The organism is Streptomyces sp. NPDC086519, from assembly GCF_040686075.1.
Taxonomy (GTDB): Bacteria; Actinomycetota; Actinomycetes; order Streptomycetales; family Streptomycetaceae; genus Streptomyces; species Streptomyces shenzhenensis.
In genome coordinates this window covers 37,954-57,575 of the sequence record NZ_JBFBJL010000058.1, presented here as the reverse complement: position 1 = coordinate 57,575, position 19,622 = coordinate 37,954, and the positions used below count along the sequence as shown (strand labels likewise).

9 protein-coding genes are annotated in these 19,622 nt (G+C 74.4%); 6 read left to right on the top strand and 3 right to left on the bottom strand.

The genetic code is table 11. From position 1 onward, the window contains the following. From AB0P24_RS37365 to AB0P24_RS37345, 5 genes are all read left to right on the top strand, one after another. Nucleotides 1-2,863 (top strand): SDR family NAD(P)-dependent oxidoreductase (locus AB0P24_RS37365; RefSeq protein WP_365801985.1); only part of this gene is annotated, 2,863 nt, incomplete at its 5' end. Nucleotides 2,864-2,892: 29 nt separating this feature from the next. Beyond that, the gene (locus AB0P24_RS37360) at nt 2,893-8,439 is read left to right on the top strand and encodes a type I polyketide synthase (RefSeq protein ID WP_365801983.1); all 5,547 of its coding nucleotides are present in this window, start codon (nt 2,893-2,895) and stop codon (nt 8,437-8,439) included. 104 nt (nt 8,440-8,543) lie between these two features. Then, nucleotides 8,544-11,603 (top strand): beta-ketoacyl synthase N-terminal-like domain-containing protein, encoded by a 3,060-nt coding sequence (locus AB0P24_RS37355; protein WP_365801989.1) that lies wholly within the window; start codon nt 8,544-8,546, stop codon nt 11,601-11,603. 29 nt (nt 11,604-11,632) lie between these two features. Then, nucleotides 11,633-12,421: an arylamine N-acetyltransferase gene (locus AB0P24_RS37350; RefSeq protein WP_365801981.1), complete on the top strand. Its 789-nt coding sequence runs from the start codon at nt 11,633-11,635 to the stop codon at nt 12,419-12,421. An 11-nt stretch (nt 12,422-12,432) separates the two neighbouring features. Next, nucleotides 12,433-14,091, top strand: a complete 1,659-nt coding sequence (locus tag AB0P24_RS37345) for a bifunctional 3-(3-hydroxy-phenyl)propionate/3-hydroxycinnamic acid hydroxylase (RefSeq protein WP_365801979.1) — start codon at nt 12,433-12,435, stop codon at nt 14,089-14,091. A 130-nt stretch (nt 14,092-14,221) separates the two neighbouring features. Here the strand turns inward: AB0P24_RS37345 and AB0P24_RS37340 are convergent, their stop codons facing one another. Further along, a complete protein-coding gene (locus tag AB0P24_RS37340) occupies nt 14,222-15,859 on the bottom strand; it encodes a serine/threonine-protein kinase (RefSeq protein ID WP_365801977.1) in 1,638 nt (545 codons plus the stop codon). 184 nt (nt 15,860-16,043) lie between these two features. Here AB0P24_RS37340 and AB0P24_RS37335 point away from each other — a divergent pair, with 184 nt between their 5' ends. After that, nucleotides 16,044-16,838 carry an FHA domain-containing protein gene (locus tag AB0P24_RS37335; protein ID WP_365801975.1) on the top strand — a complete coding sequence of 265 codons (795 nt, stop codon included), beginning with the start codon at nt 16,044-16,046 and terminating at the stop codon, nt 16,836-16,838. Nucleotides 16,839-16,893: 55 nt separating this feature from the next. Here AB0P24_RS37335 and AB0P24_RS37330 read toward each other — a convergent pair whose 3' ends face one another. Further along, on the bottom strand, nt 16,894-17,121 hold the full coding sequence (locus tag AB0P24_RS37330) for a hypothetical protein (RefSeq protein ID WP_365801973.1): 228 nt from the start codon (nt 17,119-17,121) through the stop codon (nt 16,894-16,896). A gap of 34 nt (nt 17,122-17,155) precedes the next feature. Further along, on the bottom strand, nt 17,156-19,600 hold the full coding sequence (locus AB0P24_RS37325; protein WP_365801971.1) for an ATP-binding protein: 2,445 nt from the start codon (nt 19,598-19,600) through the stop codon (nt 17,156-17,158). Nucleotides 19,601-19,622: the final 22 nt, after the last annotated feature.

Sequence of the window (19,622 nt, the reverse complement as noted above, 5' to 3'; positions counted from 1 at the left end):
CCACACAACAACCCACCACACCCCCCACTGGCACCTCCCCACCACCCCCCACACCCCCCTCCCCACCTACCCCTTCCAACACCAGCACTACTGGCTGAAGCCGGGCACTCAGGCGGCCACGGACATCGGCGCGGTCGGTCTCGGCCGGAGCGGGCACCCCCTGCTCGGCGCGGTCGTGCGGCTGCCGGACTCGGACGGGGCGGTGTTCACCAACCGGCTGTCGCCGAGCAGTCAGCCCTGGCTGACGGAGCACTCCGTCTCCGGAACGGTCCTGGTCCCCGGCACCGCGCTGCTGGAACTCGTGGTGCGCGCCGGTGACGAGCTGGGCGAGTCGGTGGTGTCGGAACTCGTCGTGGAGGCACCGCTGGTGCTGCCGGAGTCGGGCGGCGTGCAGGTGCGGGTGAGCGTCGGGGAACGGGACGGCGCGGGCCTGCGGTCCGTCGCCGTGCACTCCCGGACGGAGGACACCCGCCCCGACGCGCCGTGGACCCGGCACGTGACGGGCTTCCTCGGCGGTACCCGGCCGCTCCCCACCCCTGTGTCCGCCCAGTGGCCCCCGGCCGGGGCCGAGGAACTGCCGACCGACGGTTTCTACGACGCCCAGCGCGCGGCCGGCTTCGAGTTCGGCCCGTTGTTCCAGGGGCTGCGCCGGGTCTGGGCGGCCGGCGACGAGGTGTTCGCGGAGGTGGCGCTGCCCGCGGACACCGAGGGCAGCGCGGACTTCCTGCTGCACCCGGCGCTGCTCGACGCGGCTCTGCACGCGGCGGCGTTCCTGCCCGGCCGTCTTGGCCCGGACGCACCCGCGCGGCTGCCGTTCGCCTGGGACGCGGTGACGATCCACGCGACCGGGGCCACCGCCCTGCGGGTGCGGGTACGGCCGTCCGGCGGCGACGACATCGCGGTCGAACTGGCCGACGCCACCGGCGCCCCGGTCGCCTCGATCGGCGGGCTGACCATGCGGCCCGCCGACCTGGAGCGGCTGCCCGGGCGGGAGACGACCGGCGACATGCTGCTGCGGACCGAGTGGCAGCCGCTGGCGGTGACCGTCGGTGCGCAGGCGCGGCCGAGTGCCGTGCTGGACCTGACGGCGCGGGACGCGGGGACGGACGTGGCGGAGCCGGTTGCCGCGCCTCGGCGGGCGCGTGACCTGGTCGCGCAGGCGTTGGAGGCGATCCAGCGGCATCTGGCGGAGCCGGTGCCGGACGAGCCGCTCGTGGTGCTCACCCGCGGGGCGCGGCGGGACCCGGCGATGGCCGCCGTGTGGGGCCTTGTCCGGGTGGCGCAGTCGGAGAACCCAGGGCAGGTCGTCGTGGCCGATCTCGACGAGGCGGCCGAGTCGCGGGGCCTGCTGGCCGCCGCGGTCGCCACGGGCGAGCCCCAACTCGCCCTGCACGCAGGGACCGTGTCCGTGCCGCGCCTCACACGTCAGGTGCCGTCCGGGACTGCTCGGGCCCTCGATCCCGAAGGGACCGTCCTGATCACCGGCGGCACCGGCACCCTGGGTGCCCTGGTCGCGCGGCGGCTGGTCGTACACCACGGAGCGCGGCGGCTGCTGTTGACCAGCAGGCGGGGTGCCGAGGCACCCGGCGCGCCGGAGCTGGTGGCGGAACTCACCGCGCTGGGCGCCGCGGTGACCGTCGCCGCGTGCGACATCGGCGACCCGGACGAGGCCGAGCGGCTGGTCGCCGGGGTGCCGGCGGAGCACCCGCTGACCGCAGTGATCCACTCCGCCGCCGTCCTGGACGACGGTGTGGTCACGGCGCTGGACCCCGCACGGGTCGACACCGTGTTCGCGCCGAAGGTCGACGGCGCGTGGCAGCTGCACCGGCTGACCGAGCATCTGGACCTGGCGGCGTTCGTGCTGTTCTCGTCCGCGTCGGGCACGGTCGGCAACGCCGGGCAGGGCAACTACGCGGCGGCCAACGCCTTCCTGGACGCCCTGGCCGAGTACCGCGCCGCACGTGGACTGCCCGCGCTGTCGCTGGCCTGGGGGCTGTGGGAGACGGCGAGCGAGATGACCGGCGCGCTGCTGGCCGGCGCGCAGGGGCATCTCAAGCAGGAGGTGCTCGCGATGACCGACGAGGAGGGCCTCGCCCTGTTCGACGCGGCCCTGCGCGGCACCGGGCGGGCGGACCTCACGACCGGCGCGGACGGCGGACCCACGACGACAGCCGCAGGGAGCGCGCCCGCCGTCCTCGTACCCATCAAGCTCAACCCCGCCGCGCTGGCGGAGGCCGGCGACCCGCCCGCCGTCCTGCGGGACCTGGTGCCACGGTCGCGGCCGACGGCTCGGCAGGCCGCCGATGCGGCCGCTACGGGCGACTCGCTGGTCGACCGGTTGCGGGCGCTGGCGCCGCGGGAGCGGTTCGCGCGGCTCCTGGACGCCGTCCTCGCGCACACCGCGGCGACCCTGGGGCACTCCGGGACCGGGGCACTCGACGAGCGGCAGGCGTTCAAGGACCTCGGCTTCGACTCGCTCGCCGCCGTCGACCTGCGCAACCGGGTCGCCGCCGGCACCGGGCTGCGGCTCCCGGCGACCCTGGTGTTCGACTACCCCAACCCGGGCGCCCTGACCGAGTACCTGCTCGGTGAGCTGGGCCTGGGCGACGAGGACGCCGGGGAGCCGGCGGCCGAGCGGGCGCTCGACGAGGTGCGCCGGCTCATGGAGTCGCTCGGCGAACGGCTCGCCGGACCCGAGGACCGGGCGCGGCTGGCGGCCGGGCTGCGCAGGCTCGCGGCCGAGTGGCACACCCCCGACGACCCGCACCTGCCGGGCTCCCCCGCCGCGGACGCGGCCGACCTGGAGTCGGCGTCCGACGACGACATCCTCCGGCTGGCCGAGGCCGAACTGGACCTGTCCTGAGCTCCGATCACCCGTAAAGGACCCTTTCCGTGGCCACTGATGAGAAGCTTCGCGAAGTTCTGAAGCGGACCCTTGTCGAACTCAGGCAGGCCCGCACCCGGCTGGAGGAGGCCGAGTCCCGGCGACAGGAACCCATCGCCGTCGTCGGCATGGCCTGCCGGCTGCCCGGCGGTGTCGCCTCCCCCGAGGACCTGTGGCGGCTGGTGGACTCCGGCACGGACGCGGTGTCCGCGCTGCCCGAGGACCGCGGCTGGGACGTCGAGGCCCTCTACGACCCCGACCCCGACCACCCTGGTACGAGCTACACCCGCGAGGGCGGCTTCCTGCGCGACGCGGGCGGCTTCGACGCCGAGTTCTTCGGTATCTCGCCCCGCGAGGCGGTCTCCCTCAACCCGCAGCAGCGGCATCTGCTGGAGCTGTCCTGGGAGGCCGTCGAGCGAGCGGGCATCGACCCGACGAGCCTGCACGGCAGCCGGACCGGGGTGTTCACCGGCGTGATGTACCACGACTACGCGCCACCGCTGCGGGAGGTGCCCCGCGAGCTGGAGGGGCTGCTGAGCATCGGCGACTCCGGCAGCGCGGCCTCCGGCCGGGTGTCGTACACCCTGGGTCTGGAAGGACCGGCGGTCACCGTGGAGACCGCCTGCTCCTCCTCCCTGGTCGCGCTGCATCTGGCGGTGCAGGCGCTGCGCTCGGGCGAGTGCGATCTGGCGCTCGCGGGCGGCGCGGCCATCATGGGCACGCCGGACGCCATGGTGCACTTCGCCCGGCAGGGGGGCCTCTCGCCCGACGGCCGCAGCAAGGCCTTCGCGGCGGCGGCGGACGGCACGGGCTGGTCCGAGGGGGTCGCGGTCGTCCTGGTCGAGCGGCTCTCGGACGCCCGGCGCAACGGGCACACCGTCCTCGCCACGGTGCGCGGTACGGCCGTGAACCAGGACGGCGCCTCCAACGGCCTGACCGCCCCCAACGGCCCCTCCCAGCAGCGCGTCATCCGCCAGGCCCTCGCCAACGCCGGGCTCACCGGGGCGGACGTGGACCTCGTCGAGGCGCACGGCACCGGCACCCGGCTGGGCGACCCGATCGAGGCGCAGGCCCTCATCAACACCTACGGCAGGGACCGCTCCCCGGAACGGCCGCTGTGGCTCGGCTCGTTGAAGTCGAACATCGGGCACACCCAGGCCGCCGCCGGCGTCGCCGGGGTGATCAAGTCCGTCCTGGCGCTGCGCCACGGCATCCTGCCCCGCACCCTGCACGTGGACGAACCCACCCCCCACGTCGACTGGTCCGCCGGGACCGTCCGGCTCCTCACCGAGCCGCAGGACTGGCAGGACACGGGACGCCCCCGGCGCGCCGCGGTCTCCGCGTTCGGCGCGACCGGGACGAACGCCCACGTCGTGCTCGAACAGGCGCCGGTCGAAGAGGAGGAGACGGCTCCTCAGGAAGGCGTACCGGCCGGGGCCTTCACGCCCTGGGTCCTGTCGGCGAAGACCCCCACCGCGCTGGCGGACCTGGCCCGGCGTGTCCACGACCATCTCGCCCAGGAGGGCGAGCGGTCCGGCGCCCCGGAGATCGCCGCCGCCCTGCTGCGGCGGGCACGTCTGGACCACCGTGCGGTGATCCTCGGCACCGGCCGCACCGAACTCCTCGACGGGCTGACGGCCCTCGCCGACGGCACGCCGGACGCGGACGTGGTGACCGGACGAGCCGGGCCGGGTAGCGGCCGCCTGGCCTACGCGTTCGCCGGGCAGGGCAGCCAACGCGCGGGCATGGGAGCGGAGTTGTACCGGGAACTGCCCGCCTTCAGCGCGGCCTTCGACGAGGTCTGCGCGGAGCTCGACCGGTACCTGGACCGGCCGCTGCGCGAGGTCGTCTTCGCACCACCCGGCACCCCCGAGGCGGAGCTGCTCGACACCACCGCCTACACCCAGCCGGCGCTGTTCGCCCTGGAGGTCGCCCTGGCCCGGGTGCTCGGGCAGTGGGGGGTGCGGCCGGACGTCCTGGTCGGCCACTCGGTCGGGGAGCTCGCCGCCGCGCATGTCGCCGGGGTGTTCTCGCTGCCGGACGCGGCCCTGCTGGTCACCGCCCGGGGCCGGCTGATGCAGGCACTGCCCGCCACCGGTGCGATGGTCGCCGTGGGCGCGCGCGAGGAGGCGGTGCTGCCGCTGCTGGCGGGGCACGAGCAGGCCGTGGCGATCGCCGCGGTCAACGGGCCGGAGTCGGTGGTGCTCTCCGGTGACGAGGACGTGGTGCTCGCCCTCGCCGAGCGGCTCCGGGAACAGGGCAGGCGCACCAAGCGGCTGGCGGTCAGCCACGCCTTCCACTCGCCCCATGTCGACGCGATGCTCGACGAGTTCGGCCGGATCGCGGCCCGCGTGGCCTATCACGCGCCCGCCGTCCCGATCGTCTCGGACGTCACCGGCGCCCTCGCCGACCCCGCCGAACTGGCCACCCCCGACTACTGGGTGCGGCATGCGCGGGCGGCCGTCCGATTCGGCGCCGCCGTGGCGACGCTGCGGGAGACGGGAGTGGGGACCGTCCTGGAGCTCGGCCCCGGGGACACCCTGACCGCGCTGGTGCGGGAGACCGCCGACGACACCGTGGAGGCGGTCGCATCGCTGGCACGCCGGCAGCCGGAGACCCGGTCGGTGGGCCGGGCGGCGGCCCGGCTGCACACCCGCGGGCACGCCGTCGACTGGGCTTGCCTGGTGCCGGCCACCGGCGCGCCGGTGCCGTTGCCGCCGTACCCCTTCGAGCACCGGCACTTCTGGGTCGAGCCGGTGCGCACCGCGGATCTGGGGAGGCTCGGGATCGGTGCGACCGGGCATCCGCTGCTCGGAGCGGCGGTCGCGCTGCCGGAGTCCGGGGGCGCGGTGTTCGCGCAGCGGATCTCGGTACGCGACCAGCCGTGGCTCGCCGACCACGCCGTCGGCGGCTCGGTGCTGCTGGCCGGCACCGCCCTGGTGGACCTGGCGGTCCGGGCCGGTGACGAGGTCGGGGCCGGTGTCCTCGACGAGCTGGTGATCGAGGCGCCGCTGGTGCTGCCCGAGAACCGCGGAGTGCACCTGCGGGTGAGGGTGGAGGACGTCGCCGCATCCGATGACTCCGGTGCCGCCGACGGGCTGCGGCGGCTGACGATCCACTCCCGGCCGGACGAGCCGGCCTCGGACGGCACGCGCGGTGCGCGCGGCACCTCGGAGGGCACCGGCAGCGTTCAGGACGGCGGCACCGCTCCCGACGCCGGATGGACCCTGCACGCCACGGGTCTCCTGTCCGCCGCCGAGCCCGCCGGCACCGGGTCCCCCCTCGCCGACCTGGGCGCCTGGCCGCCCGCGGACGCCGAACCGGTCGCCCTGGACGGCTTCTACGACCGCCAGGAGGACAGCGGCCTCGTCCTCGGCCCGATCTTCCGCGGTCTGCGCGCGGCGTGGACCCGCGGCGACGAGGTGTTCGCCGAGGTGTCCGTGCCCGGCGGGGACGTCGAGGGCTTCGTGCTGCACCCCGCGCTGCTGGACGCGGCGCTCCAGAGCGCGGGACTGCATCCCGCACGGGACGGGCAGAAGCCGGAACTGCCGTTCGCCTGGCGGTCGGTGGCCGTGCACGCCACCGGCGCCACCGCCCTGCGGGTGCGGCTCGGCGTCACGGACACCGGCGCCCTGCGCCTGGACCTGGCGGACGGCACGGGCGCCCCGGTGGCCACCGTGGGCTCCCTGGCGACCCGCCCGCTGCACGCCGAGCGGCTCACCGCCGCCCGCCCCGCCGAGGACGCGCTGTTCCGGCTGGACTGGACGCCGGTGCCGCTGCCGGAGGTTCCGGCCGGCGAGCCGCACGCGGTACTCGACCTCACCGCCGGCCCCGAAACGGCGCCGCCGGACCGGGCGCGCGCGTTGACCTCCGCCGCCCTGGACGCCGTACGGGCGCATCTCGCCGCAGCCGGTGACGGGCCGCTGGTCGTGCTGACGCGGGGCGCCGACACGGACCCCGCCGTGCGGGCCGTGCACGGGCTGGTGCGGGCCGCGCAGGCCGAGCACCCGGACGAGTTCGTGCTGGTGGACGCCGACGAGGCCTCGCGTGCGCTGCTGCCGGCCGCGGTGGCGAGCGGGGAGCCGCAGCTGGCCCTGCGGGCGGGCACGGCGTTGGTGCCGCGCCTGGCGCGGGTCCGGGCGGAGGCGTCCGAAGGGGTTGAGGGGTCCGGGGGGTCCGGGGCAGGTCGGCGCCGTCCGCCGGACCCCGACGGCACCGTCCTCGTGACCGGCGGGACCGGTGCGCTCGGCGCGCTGATCGCCCGGCATCTGGTCCGTCGGCACGGTGTACGGCACCTGCTGCTGACGAGCCGTCAGGGACCGGCGGCGCCCGGGGCAGCCGAGCTGCGGGCCGAACTCACCGGGCTCGGGGCCTCGGTCACCGTCGCGGCCTGCGATGTCGCCGACCGTGCCGCCGTGGCCGGGCTGCTGGCGGGGGTGGCCCCGGCGCATCCGCTGACCGCGGTCGTGCACACCGCCGGTGTCCTCGACGACGGCGTGCTCACGGCGCTGGCCCCGGAGCGGTTCGACACCGTGCTGCGGCCCAAGGCGGACGGCGCCTGGCATCTGCACGAGCTGACCCGGGACACGGACCTCGCGGCGTTCGTGCTGTTCTCCTCGGCGGCCGGCACTCTCGGCAGTGCGGGGCAGGCCAACTACGCCGCCGCCAACGCCTTCCTGGACGGTCTCGCCGCGCACCGCCGTGCCGTCGGGCTGCCCGGGGTCTCGCTGGCCTGGGGCCTGTGGGAGCACGCGAGCGGGATGACCCGCGGGCTGCGCGGCACAGGCCAGGACACCCGCGGACGCTACGTCCTGCCGCTGCCGACGGACCGGGCGCTCGCCCTGTTCGACCGGGCGCTCACCGGGGCCGCCGAGCGGCCGGCGCTGCTGCCGGTCGCACTGGACCTCGGTGCGCTGCGCAGGGCGGAGACGGTGCCCGCGATGCTGCGCGGCCTCATCCCGCCGGCCCGGCGCCGGGCGCGGGCGGAGCAGGCGTCCGCCGGGTCGCTCACCGACGAGCTCCGGCAGCTGCCCCCGGCCCAGCGGCTGCGCCGGCTGGGGGGCCTGGTCCGGTCGCTGGCAGCGCAGGCGCTGGGGCACGAGAGCGCCGAAGTGATCGACCCGGAGCGGCCGTTCAAGGACCTGGGCTTCGACTCGCTGTCGGCGGTCGAGCTGCGCAACCGGATCGCCGGCGCGACCGGCGTACGTCTCCCGGCCACCCTCGTCTTCGACCACCCGACCCCCGAGGCGGCGGCCCGGGAGCTCCACGACCGGCTCTTCCCGGAACCCGCCGGGATCACGGACCAGGAGGTGGACATGATCGACACCGACCGCGAGGAGCGACTGCGCCGGGCGCTGGCGTCCGTGTCGCTGCGACGGCTGCGGGACCTCGGGGTGCTCGCGCCTCTGCTGGAACTCGCCGACGCCGAGGCGGGGGCGCGGGCCGGCGCCCCCGCGGTGACCCGAGCGGCGGACCCGGCCGGCTCCGCCGAGCGGATCGCCGAGATGAGCGTGCAGAGCCTCGTCGCCAAGGCCCTCGGCCAGAGCAGGCGGTGACGGCGATGCGAGCGGAGCACGAGGCGCGGCCGCCGACGGCCGTCCGACCGGATGACGATGCGGAGAAGGCAATGAACACGGATGACAGCGCCGTCGTCGAGGCCCTGCGCGCTTCCCTGATGGAGAACGAGCGGCTGAAGCAGGAGCTCGCGGCGACCGCGGACAGTCTGCGGGAGCCCGTGGCGATCGTCGGCATGGCCTGCCGGCTGCCCGGCGGGGTCCGCTCCCCCGAGGACCTGTGGACGCTCCTCGACGAGGGCCGCGACGCGATCACGGGCTTCCCCGAGGACCGCGGCTGGGATGTCGAGGCGCTCTACGACCCCGACCCCGACGCGCACGGCAGGAGCTACACCCGTGAGGGCGGATTCCTGCACGACGCCGGGGAGTTCGACGCCCGGTTCTTCGGGATCTCACCGCGTGAGGCGCTGTCTATGGACCCGCAGCAGCGGCTGTTCCTGGAGACCGCCTGGGAGGTGCTGGAGCGCGCCGGGCTCGACGCGGGCGCCCTGCGCGGCAGCCGTACCGGGGTGTTCGCGGGCGTCATGTACCACGACTACGGCAGCGGACTCGCCCAGGTGCCGGAGGAGTTGGAGGGCTTCCAGGGCGCGGGTGTCGCGGGCAGCCTGGTCTCCGGCCGGGTCTCCTACCATCTGGGCCTGGAGGGGCCGTCGGTGACGGTCGACACGGCCTGCTCGTCCTCGCTGGTGGCGCTGCACCTGGCCGCCCAGTCCCTGCGCACGGGCGAGTGCGACCTGGCGCTGGCGGGCGGGGTGGCGGTGATGGCCACGCCGAGCACGTTCGTGGAGTTCTCCCGGCAGCGCGGGCTGTCCCCGGACGGCCGGTGCAAGGCGTTCGCGGCCGGCGCGGACGGCACCGGCTGGTCGGAGGGCATGTCCCTGCTGCTCCTGGAGCGGCTGTCCGACGCCCGGCGGGGCGGTCACCCGGTGCTGGCCGTCGTGCGGGGCAGCGCGGTGAACTCCGACGGCGCCTCCAACGGCCTGACCGCCCCCAACGGCCCCTCCCAGGAACGCGTCATCCGGCAGGCCCTCGCCGCCGCCCGGCTGACCCCGGCCGAGGTGGACATGGTCGAGGCGCACGGCACCGGCACCCGGCTGGGCGACCCGATCGAGGCGCAGGCCGTGATCAACACGTACGGGAAGTCCCGGGACGCCGAACACCCGCTGTGGCTGGGCTCGTTGAAGTCCAACATCGGGCACGCCCAGGCCGCCGCCGGGGCCGCCGGCGTCATCAAGGCCGTCCTGGCGCTGGGGCACGGTGTGCTGCCGCGGACCCTGCACGTGGACGAGCCGACCCCGCACGTCGACTGGTCGGCCGGCACCGTCCGGCTGCTGGGCGAGGCCCGTCCGTGGCCCGCCGTGGACCGCCCACGCCGGGCCGGTGTCTCCGCGTTCGGGGTGAGCGGCACGAACGCGCACGTCATCATCGAGCAGGCCCCCGACCTGCCGGACGCCGAGCTCCCGGAGGCCGCGGACGGTGACGTCCCCTGGGTGCTGTCGGCGCGCACGCCGACGGCGCTGGCGGAGCGGGCGCGCCAGTTGGCCGCGCACGCCGAGGCGCACCCGGAGCTGGACGCCGCGGCGCTCGGCCGGGCCCTCGCGACCACGCGGGCGGCGATGGAGCACCGGGCGGTGCTGATCGGCGTCGGCCGTGACCAACTCCTCGACGGGGCACGGGCCCTGGCCGCCGGCGCGACCTCGCCGCTGGTGGTGACGGGCCGGGCGACCGGCGGCCAGCTGGCCTTCCTGTTCTCGGGCCAGGGCAGCCAGCGCCTCGGCATGGGCCGTGAACTGCGCGCCCGGCACCCGGAGTTCGCCGAGGCCTTCGACGCGGTGTGCGCGGAGCTGGACGTCCGGCTGCCGCGCCCGCTGCGCCAGGTCCTCGACGCCGAGCCCGGCACCGAGGAGGCCCGGCTGCTGGACCGTACGGAGTTCACGCAGCCGGCGCTGTTCGCCTTCGAGGTGGCACTCGCCCGGCTGCTGGCCGCCCGGGGCATCGAACCGGACGTCGTCGCGGGCCACTCCGTCGGCGAGATCGCCGCCGCGCACCTCGCCGGGGTGCTCTCCCTCGGCGACGCCGCCGCCCTGGTCACGGCCCGGGCCGGACTGATGCAGGCGCTGTCCGCGCCGGGCGCGATGGTCGCGGTGCGGGCCGAGGAGGACGAGGTCAGCGCGCTGCTGTCCGGCCACGAGCACGAGGTGAGCATCGCCGCGGTCAACGGGCCCGAGGCGGTGGTGCTGTCCGGCGTCGAGGAGCGGGTCCTGGAGATCACGGGCGCACTGCGCGCGGTCGGCTACCGCACCAAGCGCCTCCGGGTCTCCCACGCCTTCCACTCGCCGCTGATGGAGCCGATGCTCGCGGAGTTCGAGCGGGCCGCCCGCGGTCTGCGCTACGAGCGTCCGCGCATCCCCGTGGTGTCCAACGTCAGCGGGAAGCTCGCCGAGGGCGACGACCTGGTGACCGCCGGCTACTGGGTGCGGCACGTGCGCACCACCGTCCGGTTCCGGGATTCCCTGCGGACCCTGCGGGCCGAGGGGGTGCGCACCTTCCTGGAGGTGGGGCCCGGGGACACGCTCACCGCGATGGTCCACGAGAACGTCTCCGGCGACACCGAGGCCGTGCCCGCCGTACGCCGTGACCGCGACGAGTCCCTCTCCGTGCGGGCCGCGCTGGCCGCCCTCCAGGTGCGCGGCCGGGCGCCCGCCGTGGCACCGCACCCCCGCCACGTTCCCCTGCCCACCTATCCCTTCGAACACAAGCGTTACTGGCTGGAGAGGACCATCGTGCCGCAGAACGACACCGCCGCCCTTGTCGAGGACCCGGCGCCGGACCAACCGGCGGAAGAGACAAGGACGTTCGTCGAACGGCTCGCGGAGCGCCCCGCCGAGGAGCGCCGCAAGGAGCTGATCGCGCTCGTCATCGACCTCGCCGCCACCGCGCTGGGCCACGACACCACCGACGAGTTCGACGAGGAGACCGGCTTCTTCGACCTCGGCTTCAGCTCGCTGACCGCGGTCGAGGTGCGCAACAAGGTCAACGAGATCTGCGGCACCGACGCCAACCCGATGCTGCTCTTCGACCACCCCACCCCCGGCATGCTCGCGGACCACCTGGAAGAGCTGCTGTTCACCGCCCCCACCCACTGATCCGACACCCTCGAAAGGCGGACCGAGCCATGTTCGACGTGGACACGTATCTGAAGCACCTGGGGTACACCGGCTCCCTAGAGCCCACTCCCGACACCCTCCGCGAGCTGCACAAACGGCACATGATGTACGTGCCGTTCGACAACTCACGCAACGCTGCCAAGGGCCTGGCGATCTGGGACGACGTGGACGCCGGGGCGGACTACTTCTTCCAGGCGCTGATCACCGAGGGCCGGGGCGGCATCTGCCACGAGCACTGCGGCCTGTTCCGCACGCTGCTCGCCGAGCTCGGCTTCGACGTCCGGGTCATCTCCTCCGGGGTGCGGGGCGCAGGCGACGAGTTCGGCCCCGACCTGGAGCACATGCTGGCCGCGGTGCGCCTGGACGGCGAGGAATGGCTGGTCGACGTCGGCTTCGCCGGGCCGTCCTTCACCGAGCCGGTGCGCGTCAGCGCGGACGTGCAGCGCCAGAACGGCTTCGACTACCGGGTCGTCGAGGACGGTGAGCACCTGGTGCTCCAGCGCCGGCCCGCTGGGCGCGACTGGCAGGCGGTGTACCGGTTCACCCTCCAGGAGCGCGACCTGTCCGAGTGGAAGGCCATCGCCAGCGGCGACAACGACGACCCGTACTGGCACTGGGCCGGCGAGATGATCCGTGCGGGCACGCTCATCTACGGCCGCGCCTACGAGACCGGGCAGCTGCTCCTGGTCGGCCGCCGCTTCCTGCGTGCCGAGGACGGCACGGACCAGGCGCGGGTGCTGGCCAAGACCGCCGAGTACGAGTCCGTCGTACGCCATGTACTGCGCCAGGACGCCTGAGGAGCATGACGATGAGCACGGACAGGGACGACGACACCCCCGGCGGGCCGGGGCGCGGCGCCGCCGGGTGGGACGCGGACGTCTTGATCGTCGGCGACGGACCGGTGGGCCAGACGCTGGCGATCCTGCTCGCCCGGCGGGGATGGTCGGTCACCGTGGTCGACCGGTGGCCGCAGCCGTACACGATGTCGCGGGCGGTGGCGTTCGACAGTGAGGCCGCCCGGGTGCTGGCCGCGCTCGGCCTCACCGGCTACATCGCCGACGAGACCGAGCCCTCGGGCCGGTACGTCTGGCAGAACGGCGACGGCAAGGTCCTGCTGGACATCGAGGGGTCGGCGCGGGGCTGGTGCCACTGGCCCGACTCGACCTCCATGTACCAGCCGGGACTCGAGGCCGCGCTCACCGCACGCGGTGGGCAACTGCCGACGCTGCGGGTGCTGCGCGGACACGAGGCGGTCGACGCGGCCGACCTCGGCGACCACGTCGAGCTCACCTGCGTCGGCCGGGACGGCGAGCGGCGGACGCTGTCCGCACGCTGGCTCGTCGGCTGCGACGGGGCGAACAGCTTCGTCCGGGACCGCATCGGCACCCCGATGCGGGACCTGGACTTCGCCCACGACTTCCTGATCTGCGACGTGGTCCTGCACGAGGAGCGCACGTTCGACCCGAACAACCTGCAGATCTGCGACCCGGTCCGGCCGCGTACGGAGGCCTCGGCCGGTCCCGGGCACCGGCGCTGGGAGTTCATGCGGCTCGCCGACGAGTCGGTGGAGGAACTCAACACCCCCGACAGCGCCTGGCGGTTGCTGAAGCTCTTCGACGTCACCCCCGACAACGCCACGCTGCTGCGGCACGCCGTCTACACCTTCCGCTCCCGGTGGGCGGAGCAGTGGCGCTCGGGACGCCTGCTGCTCGCGGGGGACGCGGCGCACGTCATGCCGCCGTTCGCCGGTCAGGGCATGTGCTCGGGCATCCGGGACGCGGCGAACCTGTCGTGGAAGCTCGACCTGGTGCTGGCCGGCCGTGCGGACGAGGCGGTGCTCGACACGTACGTCTCGGAGCGCGCCGCCCATGTCCGCCATGCCGTCAGGATGTCGGTGGACCTCGGCCGGGTCATCTGCCAGCTGGATCCGGCCGCGGCCGCCGACCGCGACATGGCGATGCTCGCGGCCCGCGAGCGCGGTGTCGGCCGCGGAGCGCCGCAGGCTCCCGTCCACCCCCTCCGCGACGGGCTGCTCCACCGCGCGGACACCCGCGGCAGCCTGACCGGCGGGCTCACTCCCCAGGGCCGCGTGCGCCGCGCCGGGACGACAGCCCTCTTCGACGACCTGATCGGCACGGGCTTCGTCCTCCTCACCACGGAGGACCCCCGCCCCCGGCTGAGCCAGGAGGCCCTGAGGGTCCTGGACCGCCTCGGCATCCGCACGGTGGAGGTGTCCCCTGCGACCGCTCCCACGACCACGGACGACCGGGTGCCCGACGCGGAGGCCGACGCCACGGTGGTGGACATCGACGCCACCTACATCCCCTACCTCACCGAGGCCGGCGCCACCAGCGTGCTCGTCCGCCCCGACTTCTACGTCTTCGGCCAGGCGGACACCCCGGAGGCCTGCGCGGCTCTCCTCACCGACCTGGCACGGCAGTTGGAGGTGGGGGCGCTGACCCACTGAGCCATGGGGTCAGGGCCGGACACCGGTCCGGCCCTGACCGGTGGGGCCGGCGGTGCCGTGCACGGCGGGCTCGCGGTGCACATCGTCGAGTGCTGAGGGGACGGGCGCCGGTCACGGTGGGGCGTCGGCTTCACCGCTTGACGGGGGTGTCGCCGTTCATGCCGAAGCGGGCCGAGCACTGCTCGTCGGACCGGTCGCTCGCGTTCCAGACGCAGATCCACATCGTGTGGCCGACGTCCGAGATGAAACTCGTCTTCGCGGCGCCCCAGGAGGCTTGGAACGTGTACGCGACGCCGTCGCTGCGGTAGAGCTCGGCCCCGCAGGTCTGGTTCAGGGAGGTGTTGAGCACGCCGGCGAGCTCGCCCGAGCCGTTGTCGTCGAGCCAGGCGGAGCAGGCGGCGTCGTTGCCGACCCAGGAGGTGTCCGCCTCGGAGCCCTTGACCTGGGCCGGGTCGTCGCCGCCGTTGATGCCGCTGATCGACGACGAGGTGAGGCGCGGGGCAGGCGCCGAGGACTCGGCGGTCGCGACGGGGCCGCCCGGCGGACTCGCGCTGGACGTGGTCGGCGGGACGGTGGTGTCCGTGCCCGCCGGGACGGCCGCACCGGCCGGGGCCGGGCGCGTGGAGCCGGCGGTGGGCGAGGCCGAACGGCTCGGGCTCGCGGAGGACGTCCGCGTCGTCCCGGCCACGTGCTCGACGGCGGCCGACGCGCTGTGGGACGGCTTCGCGGCGCTGCTCGGCGGAGGATCGGACGGCGTGAGTACGAACGCCGCGACGGCACCGAGGACGATGACCGCGGCGGTCGAGAGCAGGAGCAGGCGTTTGCCCGGGCGGCGGGGTGGCGCGGCGGGGGGCGGCACGGTCCCGGGCGGCGGATCCGCGTCCGGGCTCGGCGGCGGGACGGTCTCCAGCTTGCCGACCGGCGTCGCGGCGAAGGCACGTCGTGCGGCGATGCGTGCCATGACCTCGGGAGGCCAGGAGGGCGGAGGCACGGGCAGGTGCGCCTGGGCCGCCTCCGCCACCTCGCCGGCGGTGGGGCGGGCGCCACGGCCGGTGGCGAGACAGGACTCGACGAGGGCGGCGAGGCCGGCGTCCACGGCGCGCAGCGGCTCGGCGTCGGGGACGACGCCGGGCGTGCGGCCCGAGGCCGCGAAGAGCAGGAGCGCCCCGAGCGAGTAGACGTCCGCGGGCGCCGCCACGTCCTCGTCCCCGGCCTGCTGTTCCGGTGCCGAGAATCCCTGCGTTCCGTACGAGCCACCGCTCCTGGTGAGCCGCGCCTGGTCCGCGGCGCGGGCGATGCCGAAGTCGATCAGTTTGACGCCGTCACGCACCAGCATGACGTTGGCGGGTTTGACGTCGCGGTGCACGATCCCTAACGCGTGCACGTCCGACAGGTGAGCGGCCGCCTCGGCCAGCAGCAGCCACAGCGCCTCCGCGGGCAGCGGGCCGCGCAGCCGGACCGCCTCGTCCACGGTGAGTCCGGGCACGTATTCGGTGGCGAACCAGGGACGTTCCGCGGTGCCGTCGCTCGCCAGCACCCGCGGCCCGACCCCGGGCGGCACCCGGTAGAGGATGCCGACCTCGCGCGCGAAGCGCTCGCCGGCGACCAGCCGCGGCCGGACCCGCTTGACGGCGGCGTAGCCCTTGTCGGACGCCCCGAGGTAGACCTCGCCCATGCCGCCGACGCCGAGCAGGCCGATGATGTTGAAGCTGCCGATCTCCTGCGGATCGTCCGGACCGAGCGGTTCGGCGATCGTGCTATCGATCATCAGCAGTTCCCCGGCCGCTCGCGCTCACGGCGGGCAACCTATCGGACACACCCGGGCACTGCAACGCGAGTTGACGGCGAGTTGACAGCGAGGGAAGCCATGCCCGGCGTACCGGGCCTCGTACCAGGACCGGTCCTCGCGGTGCGCTCCTACACTGACGCGACCCGAGCCGGAGGTATGTGACATGGCGTACGGAAACTTCCCACCCCAGATGCTGCCGCCGGGCAGTCCGTCCGGCAGGGTGCCCGCCGCGCCACCGGGGACGATCTTCGTACTGGGTCCGGAGGGCGGATACGCGGTGCCGCCGCGCCGGTACACGCTGCTGTTCGGGCGCGACCGCGAGGACGTGCATGTGCCGGTCGGGGTCGACGACCCCACCGTCAGCCGCCGGCACGGCGTGTTCACCTGCACGGGCACGGACGGCGGCTGGTGGCTGGTCAACACCGGCAACCTGCCGATCGAACTGCCCGACGGCGTGCTGATGCTCACCGGCCACAAGCGGCTCATCGAGTCCGGCTACACCCCGCTGGTGATCAACTCGTCCAAGCAGCGTTCCCACCTGGTCGAGGTCCGCGTCGTGGACGAGGACGACCGGCACCCCCGCTCCACGAGCGGTGCGGAGACCGTGGATCCCGAGACGGTCTACGAGCTCTCCCCGCAGGAGCGGCTGGTGCTCACCGCGCTCGCCCGGCGCTATCTGGAGGGCCACGACGCCTTCCCGCTCCCGCTGGCCTGGGAGGACACCGCCCGCCTGGTCAACGCTTCCCCTTACGCGACCAAGACCTGGACCTACAAGTCGGTCGCGAACGCGGTCGAGGACGTGCGGGAACGGCTGCACCGCCGGGGCGTGCGCGGACTGCTGCGCGACGAGGTCGGCGAGCCGGTCGGCTCCACACTCAGTGTCAACCTGATCAGGGAGCTGCTGAAGACGGCGACGCTGAGCGCCCAGGACCTGGAGTTGCTGGCCGACAAGGACTGAGCGGATCGCAGGGTACGTGCCCCGGCCGGCGACCGGCCGGGGCACGCGGCGTTTCTCAGCCTTCCGCCCCGCGCTCGGCCGCGGCGTGGTAAGTGACGTGCATGGTGCCGTGCTCGACCGCGAAGACGGCTGCCTGGTCCGCCGCCGAGTTCTGCTGCCGCGGCTGCGGCTGCTCCTGCTCGGGGGGACGCGAGGTGTTCGTGACGCGGTTGTTGTCTCCTACGACGAAGGTGCCGGAGACGTCCCCGGTGTGGATGTCGCCGTGTGTGGATTCCGGTGGCATGGTGGGCCTTTCTTCAGGTGGGCCGCAGCGGAGGTCAGGCGCCGCAGTCGGTCTGCAGGCTGTCCGAGGCCGAGTTCATCGCCGTGACCTGACTCGACGTGTCGAACGCGGAACCCGTCGGGTCGTTCGCGTACGACTGATACAGGCTCTGCATCTGCTGGATGGCGGTCAGCATGCCGTCGAGGTCCGATTCCACGGAGCTGTCCTGGGCCTGCGAGACGGCTGTCCGCAACGTGGACTCGATGGAATCGAGGTCGCTGATGACGGTGTCGACGTCGGAGAGCACCGTGCTGTCGTCGGGAACGGCGTACGTCTCGCCCGAGTTGTAGGAGGCCATGGCGCTGTTGTACGAGTCGACCGCGGCGGACGCGACGGCGGCGTCGGTGTTGAACTGCTGGGTCTCCGACGACAGGTCGGAGATCACGGTCGCGCACACAGGATCGACGGTGGGCGACGTGTCCTCGGTGGGCACGGTGTCGTCGGCGGGCAGGGTGCCGTAGCTCACGTCCGGCGTGCTGACGGAGCTCGACGCGACGGCTGCGGAGGGGTCCGTCCGATCGTTCGCGTTGACCATGAAACCCACGCCCACCACGGCCGCGAAGCCGAGCGTGCAGGCGAGGGCGAGTGCCGACACGCCGCCCTTGGCACCCACCGCACCGGTGGTGGTGAGGGCCGCGGGGGCTTTGCCCGTCGCGGTCGTCGCGGTGTTCACGACGTGCGGTGACTTCGTCACGGCCGAGTGCGCCGCCGACAGGTCGATCCGCTGGGGTACCGGTGCGGCGGAGTGTGCGCCGGTCACATGGGCGGCGACGGACGGCTGTGCGGAGGAACGGGACAGGTCGACCACCGGCCTCGCCACGTGTGCGGGCAGGGCCGTGTGCGCGGGAGCCGAAGCGGCGTGCGCGGGCACGGTCGGGTGTGCGAAGGCGTGCGTGTGGACCGCGCCGTGCGGCGGCACCGCGCCGTGCGAAGGGACCGCGCCGTGCGAGGGGGCGAGCGGGTGGGCCGGCGGCGTGCCGGTCGACGCCGCGCCGACGGCCTGCTGGGCCGTCGAATGCGCGCGCAGGGCGGTGAGTTCCCGCCACAGCACCTCCGCCTCGAGCACCAGGGCCGTCGTCTGCGCGACCCGCCCGATCGCCCTTCGGCGGGTGCGCGCCTCACGCAGGAAGAACTCCTCGCCCTCCTTGTCCCCCGCGGTCCTCGCCGCCGCCCAGCCGGCTCCGAGCAGGCTGCCCCACGCGTCGAACTGCCGGGACAGCGCCAGCTTCGGCGAGGCGGCACGGGCCAGCGCCGCGCCGAGCGGCGCGTGTCCGCTCCGCTCCGCTCGCTGCACCGCGACGTCCAGGGCCTGGAAGTGCGCCGCGACGTCGTCCGGAGCGGTGTCCCTCGCCTCGACCCACGCGGTGAACGCCCGGCAGAGCCGATCGGCGGGAAACTCCGTCCTGCGCATCGTCAGGACGCACTCGGCGACATCCGGCGGACAGCAGTAGCCGGTCTCCGAGGCGAGCAGCAGGCCGTGTCGCACCAGGCCCTCGGCGAGCGTGCCGGAGTCCGGCCGGCCGAGCAGATCGTTGAGATGCCGGGGGGCCAGCTCGGCGCCGGACAGCGAGCCGAGCAGGTACAGCAGGTCGCGCTCCTGCGGCCGGAGTCTGTTCAGCAGCGCGGGAAGCAGTTCGGGGAGATCGGCGATGCCCGGCAGGCCCTTGCCGGTCGCGGCGGACAGGGCGATGCGCCGCAGCCGGAGCGGGTTTCCGTCCACCGCGTCGCACAGCGCGGGGACGATCCGTGCCTCGTCCGGCCGCAGCTCGCGGGAGAGCAGCGCCGCCACGAGTTCCTCCGCCGCCGAGGCCGTCAGCCCTTCGAGCCGGATCGCGTGCACGCCGTCGACGGCGGTCGGCCGCTGCGCGGTGAAGACGAACGTGGACTGCTCGGCCATGTCGAAGAGCCGGCGCAGGTCCTTCTCGTCGAGTCCCGCGTCGTCCAGGTAGATCCGCAGCCGCAGGGACTTCAGATGCTCCTTCAGCACCTCGAGGGACGGCTTGTAGTTCGGCGCGTCGAAGCTGATGTCGAAGATCGCCTGCGCGATGTCGTCCGCCGTACGTCCGCCGGCCTCGATGTAGGCCGCGCCTTCGGACCCGCGCGGCATCGTGCGCGCGAGGTGGCGCAGCAACGCGCTCTTGCCGACCCCGGACGCGCCCCAGACCTGCACCAGCTGACGTGTCTCGATCGCCTCGCGGAGTACGTGCAGGTCCCGCGCCCGTCCGATCAGCGGCTCGACGGCGGACCGCGGCAGCTGGGAGATCGGCCGGCGTCTGACCGGATCCGGCAGCGGCCCCCCGTGGACGGTGACGGCCGAACCGTACTCGGCGTTGATACTCAGGTTGTTCACGGTGTTGTGGCTGCCTACGACCATCGTCCCGGACACGTCGCCGGCCCGGATCCGCTCCGCGTCCCGCGGAACACCACTGCTCTCTGGCATCTGCTTCCCCCGTCCTCTCCAA

What these genes read in the sequence shown, in the direction of transcription:
- AB0P24_RS37325 (WP_365801971.1), bottom strand. Translation starts at nt 19,600, where the DNA reads ATGCCAGAGAGCAGTGGTGTTCCGCGGGACGCGGAGCGGATCCGGGCC.
- AB0P24_RS37340 (WP_365801977.1), bottom strand. Translation starts at nt 15,859, where the DNA reads ATGATCGATAGCACGATCGCCGAACCGCTCGGTCCGGACGATCCGCAG.
- AB0P24_RS37335 (WP_365801975.1), top strand. Translation starts at nt 16,044, where the DNA reads ATGGCGTACGGAAACTTCCCACCCCAGATGCTGCCGCCGGGCAGTCCG.
- AB0P24_RS37350 (WP_365801981.1), top strand. Translation starts at nt 11,633, where the DNA reads ATGTTCGACGTGGACACGTATCTGAAGCACCTGGGGTACACCGGCTCC.
- AB0P24_RS37330 (WP_365801973.1), bottom strand. Translation starts at nt 17,121, where the DNA reads ATGCCACCGGAATCCACACACGGCGACATCCACACCGGGGACGTCTCC.
- AB0P24_RS37345 (WP_365801979.1), top strand. Translation starts at nt 12,433, where the DNA reads ATGAGCACGGACAGGGACGACGACACCCCCGGCGGGCCGGGGCGCGGC.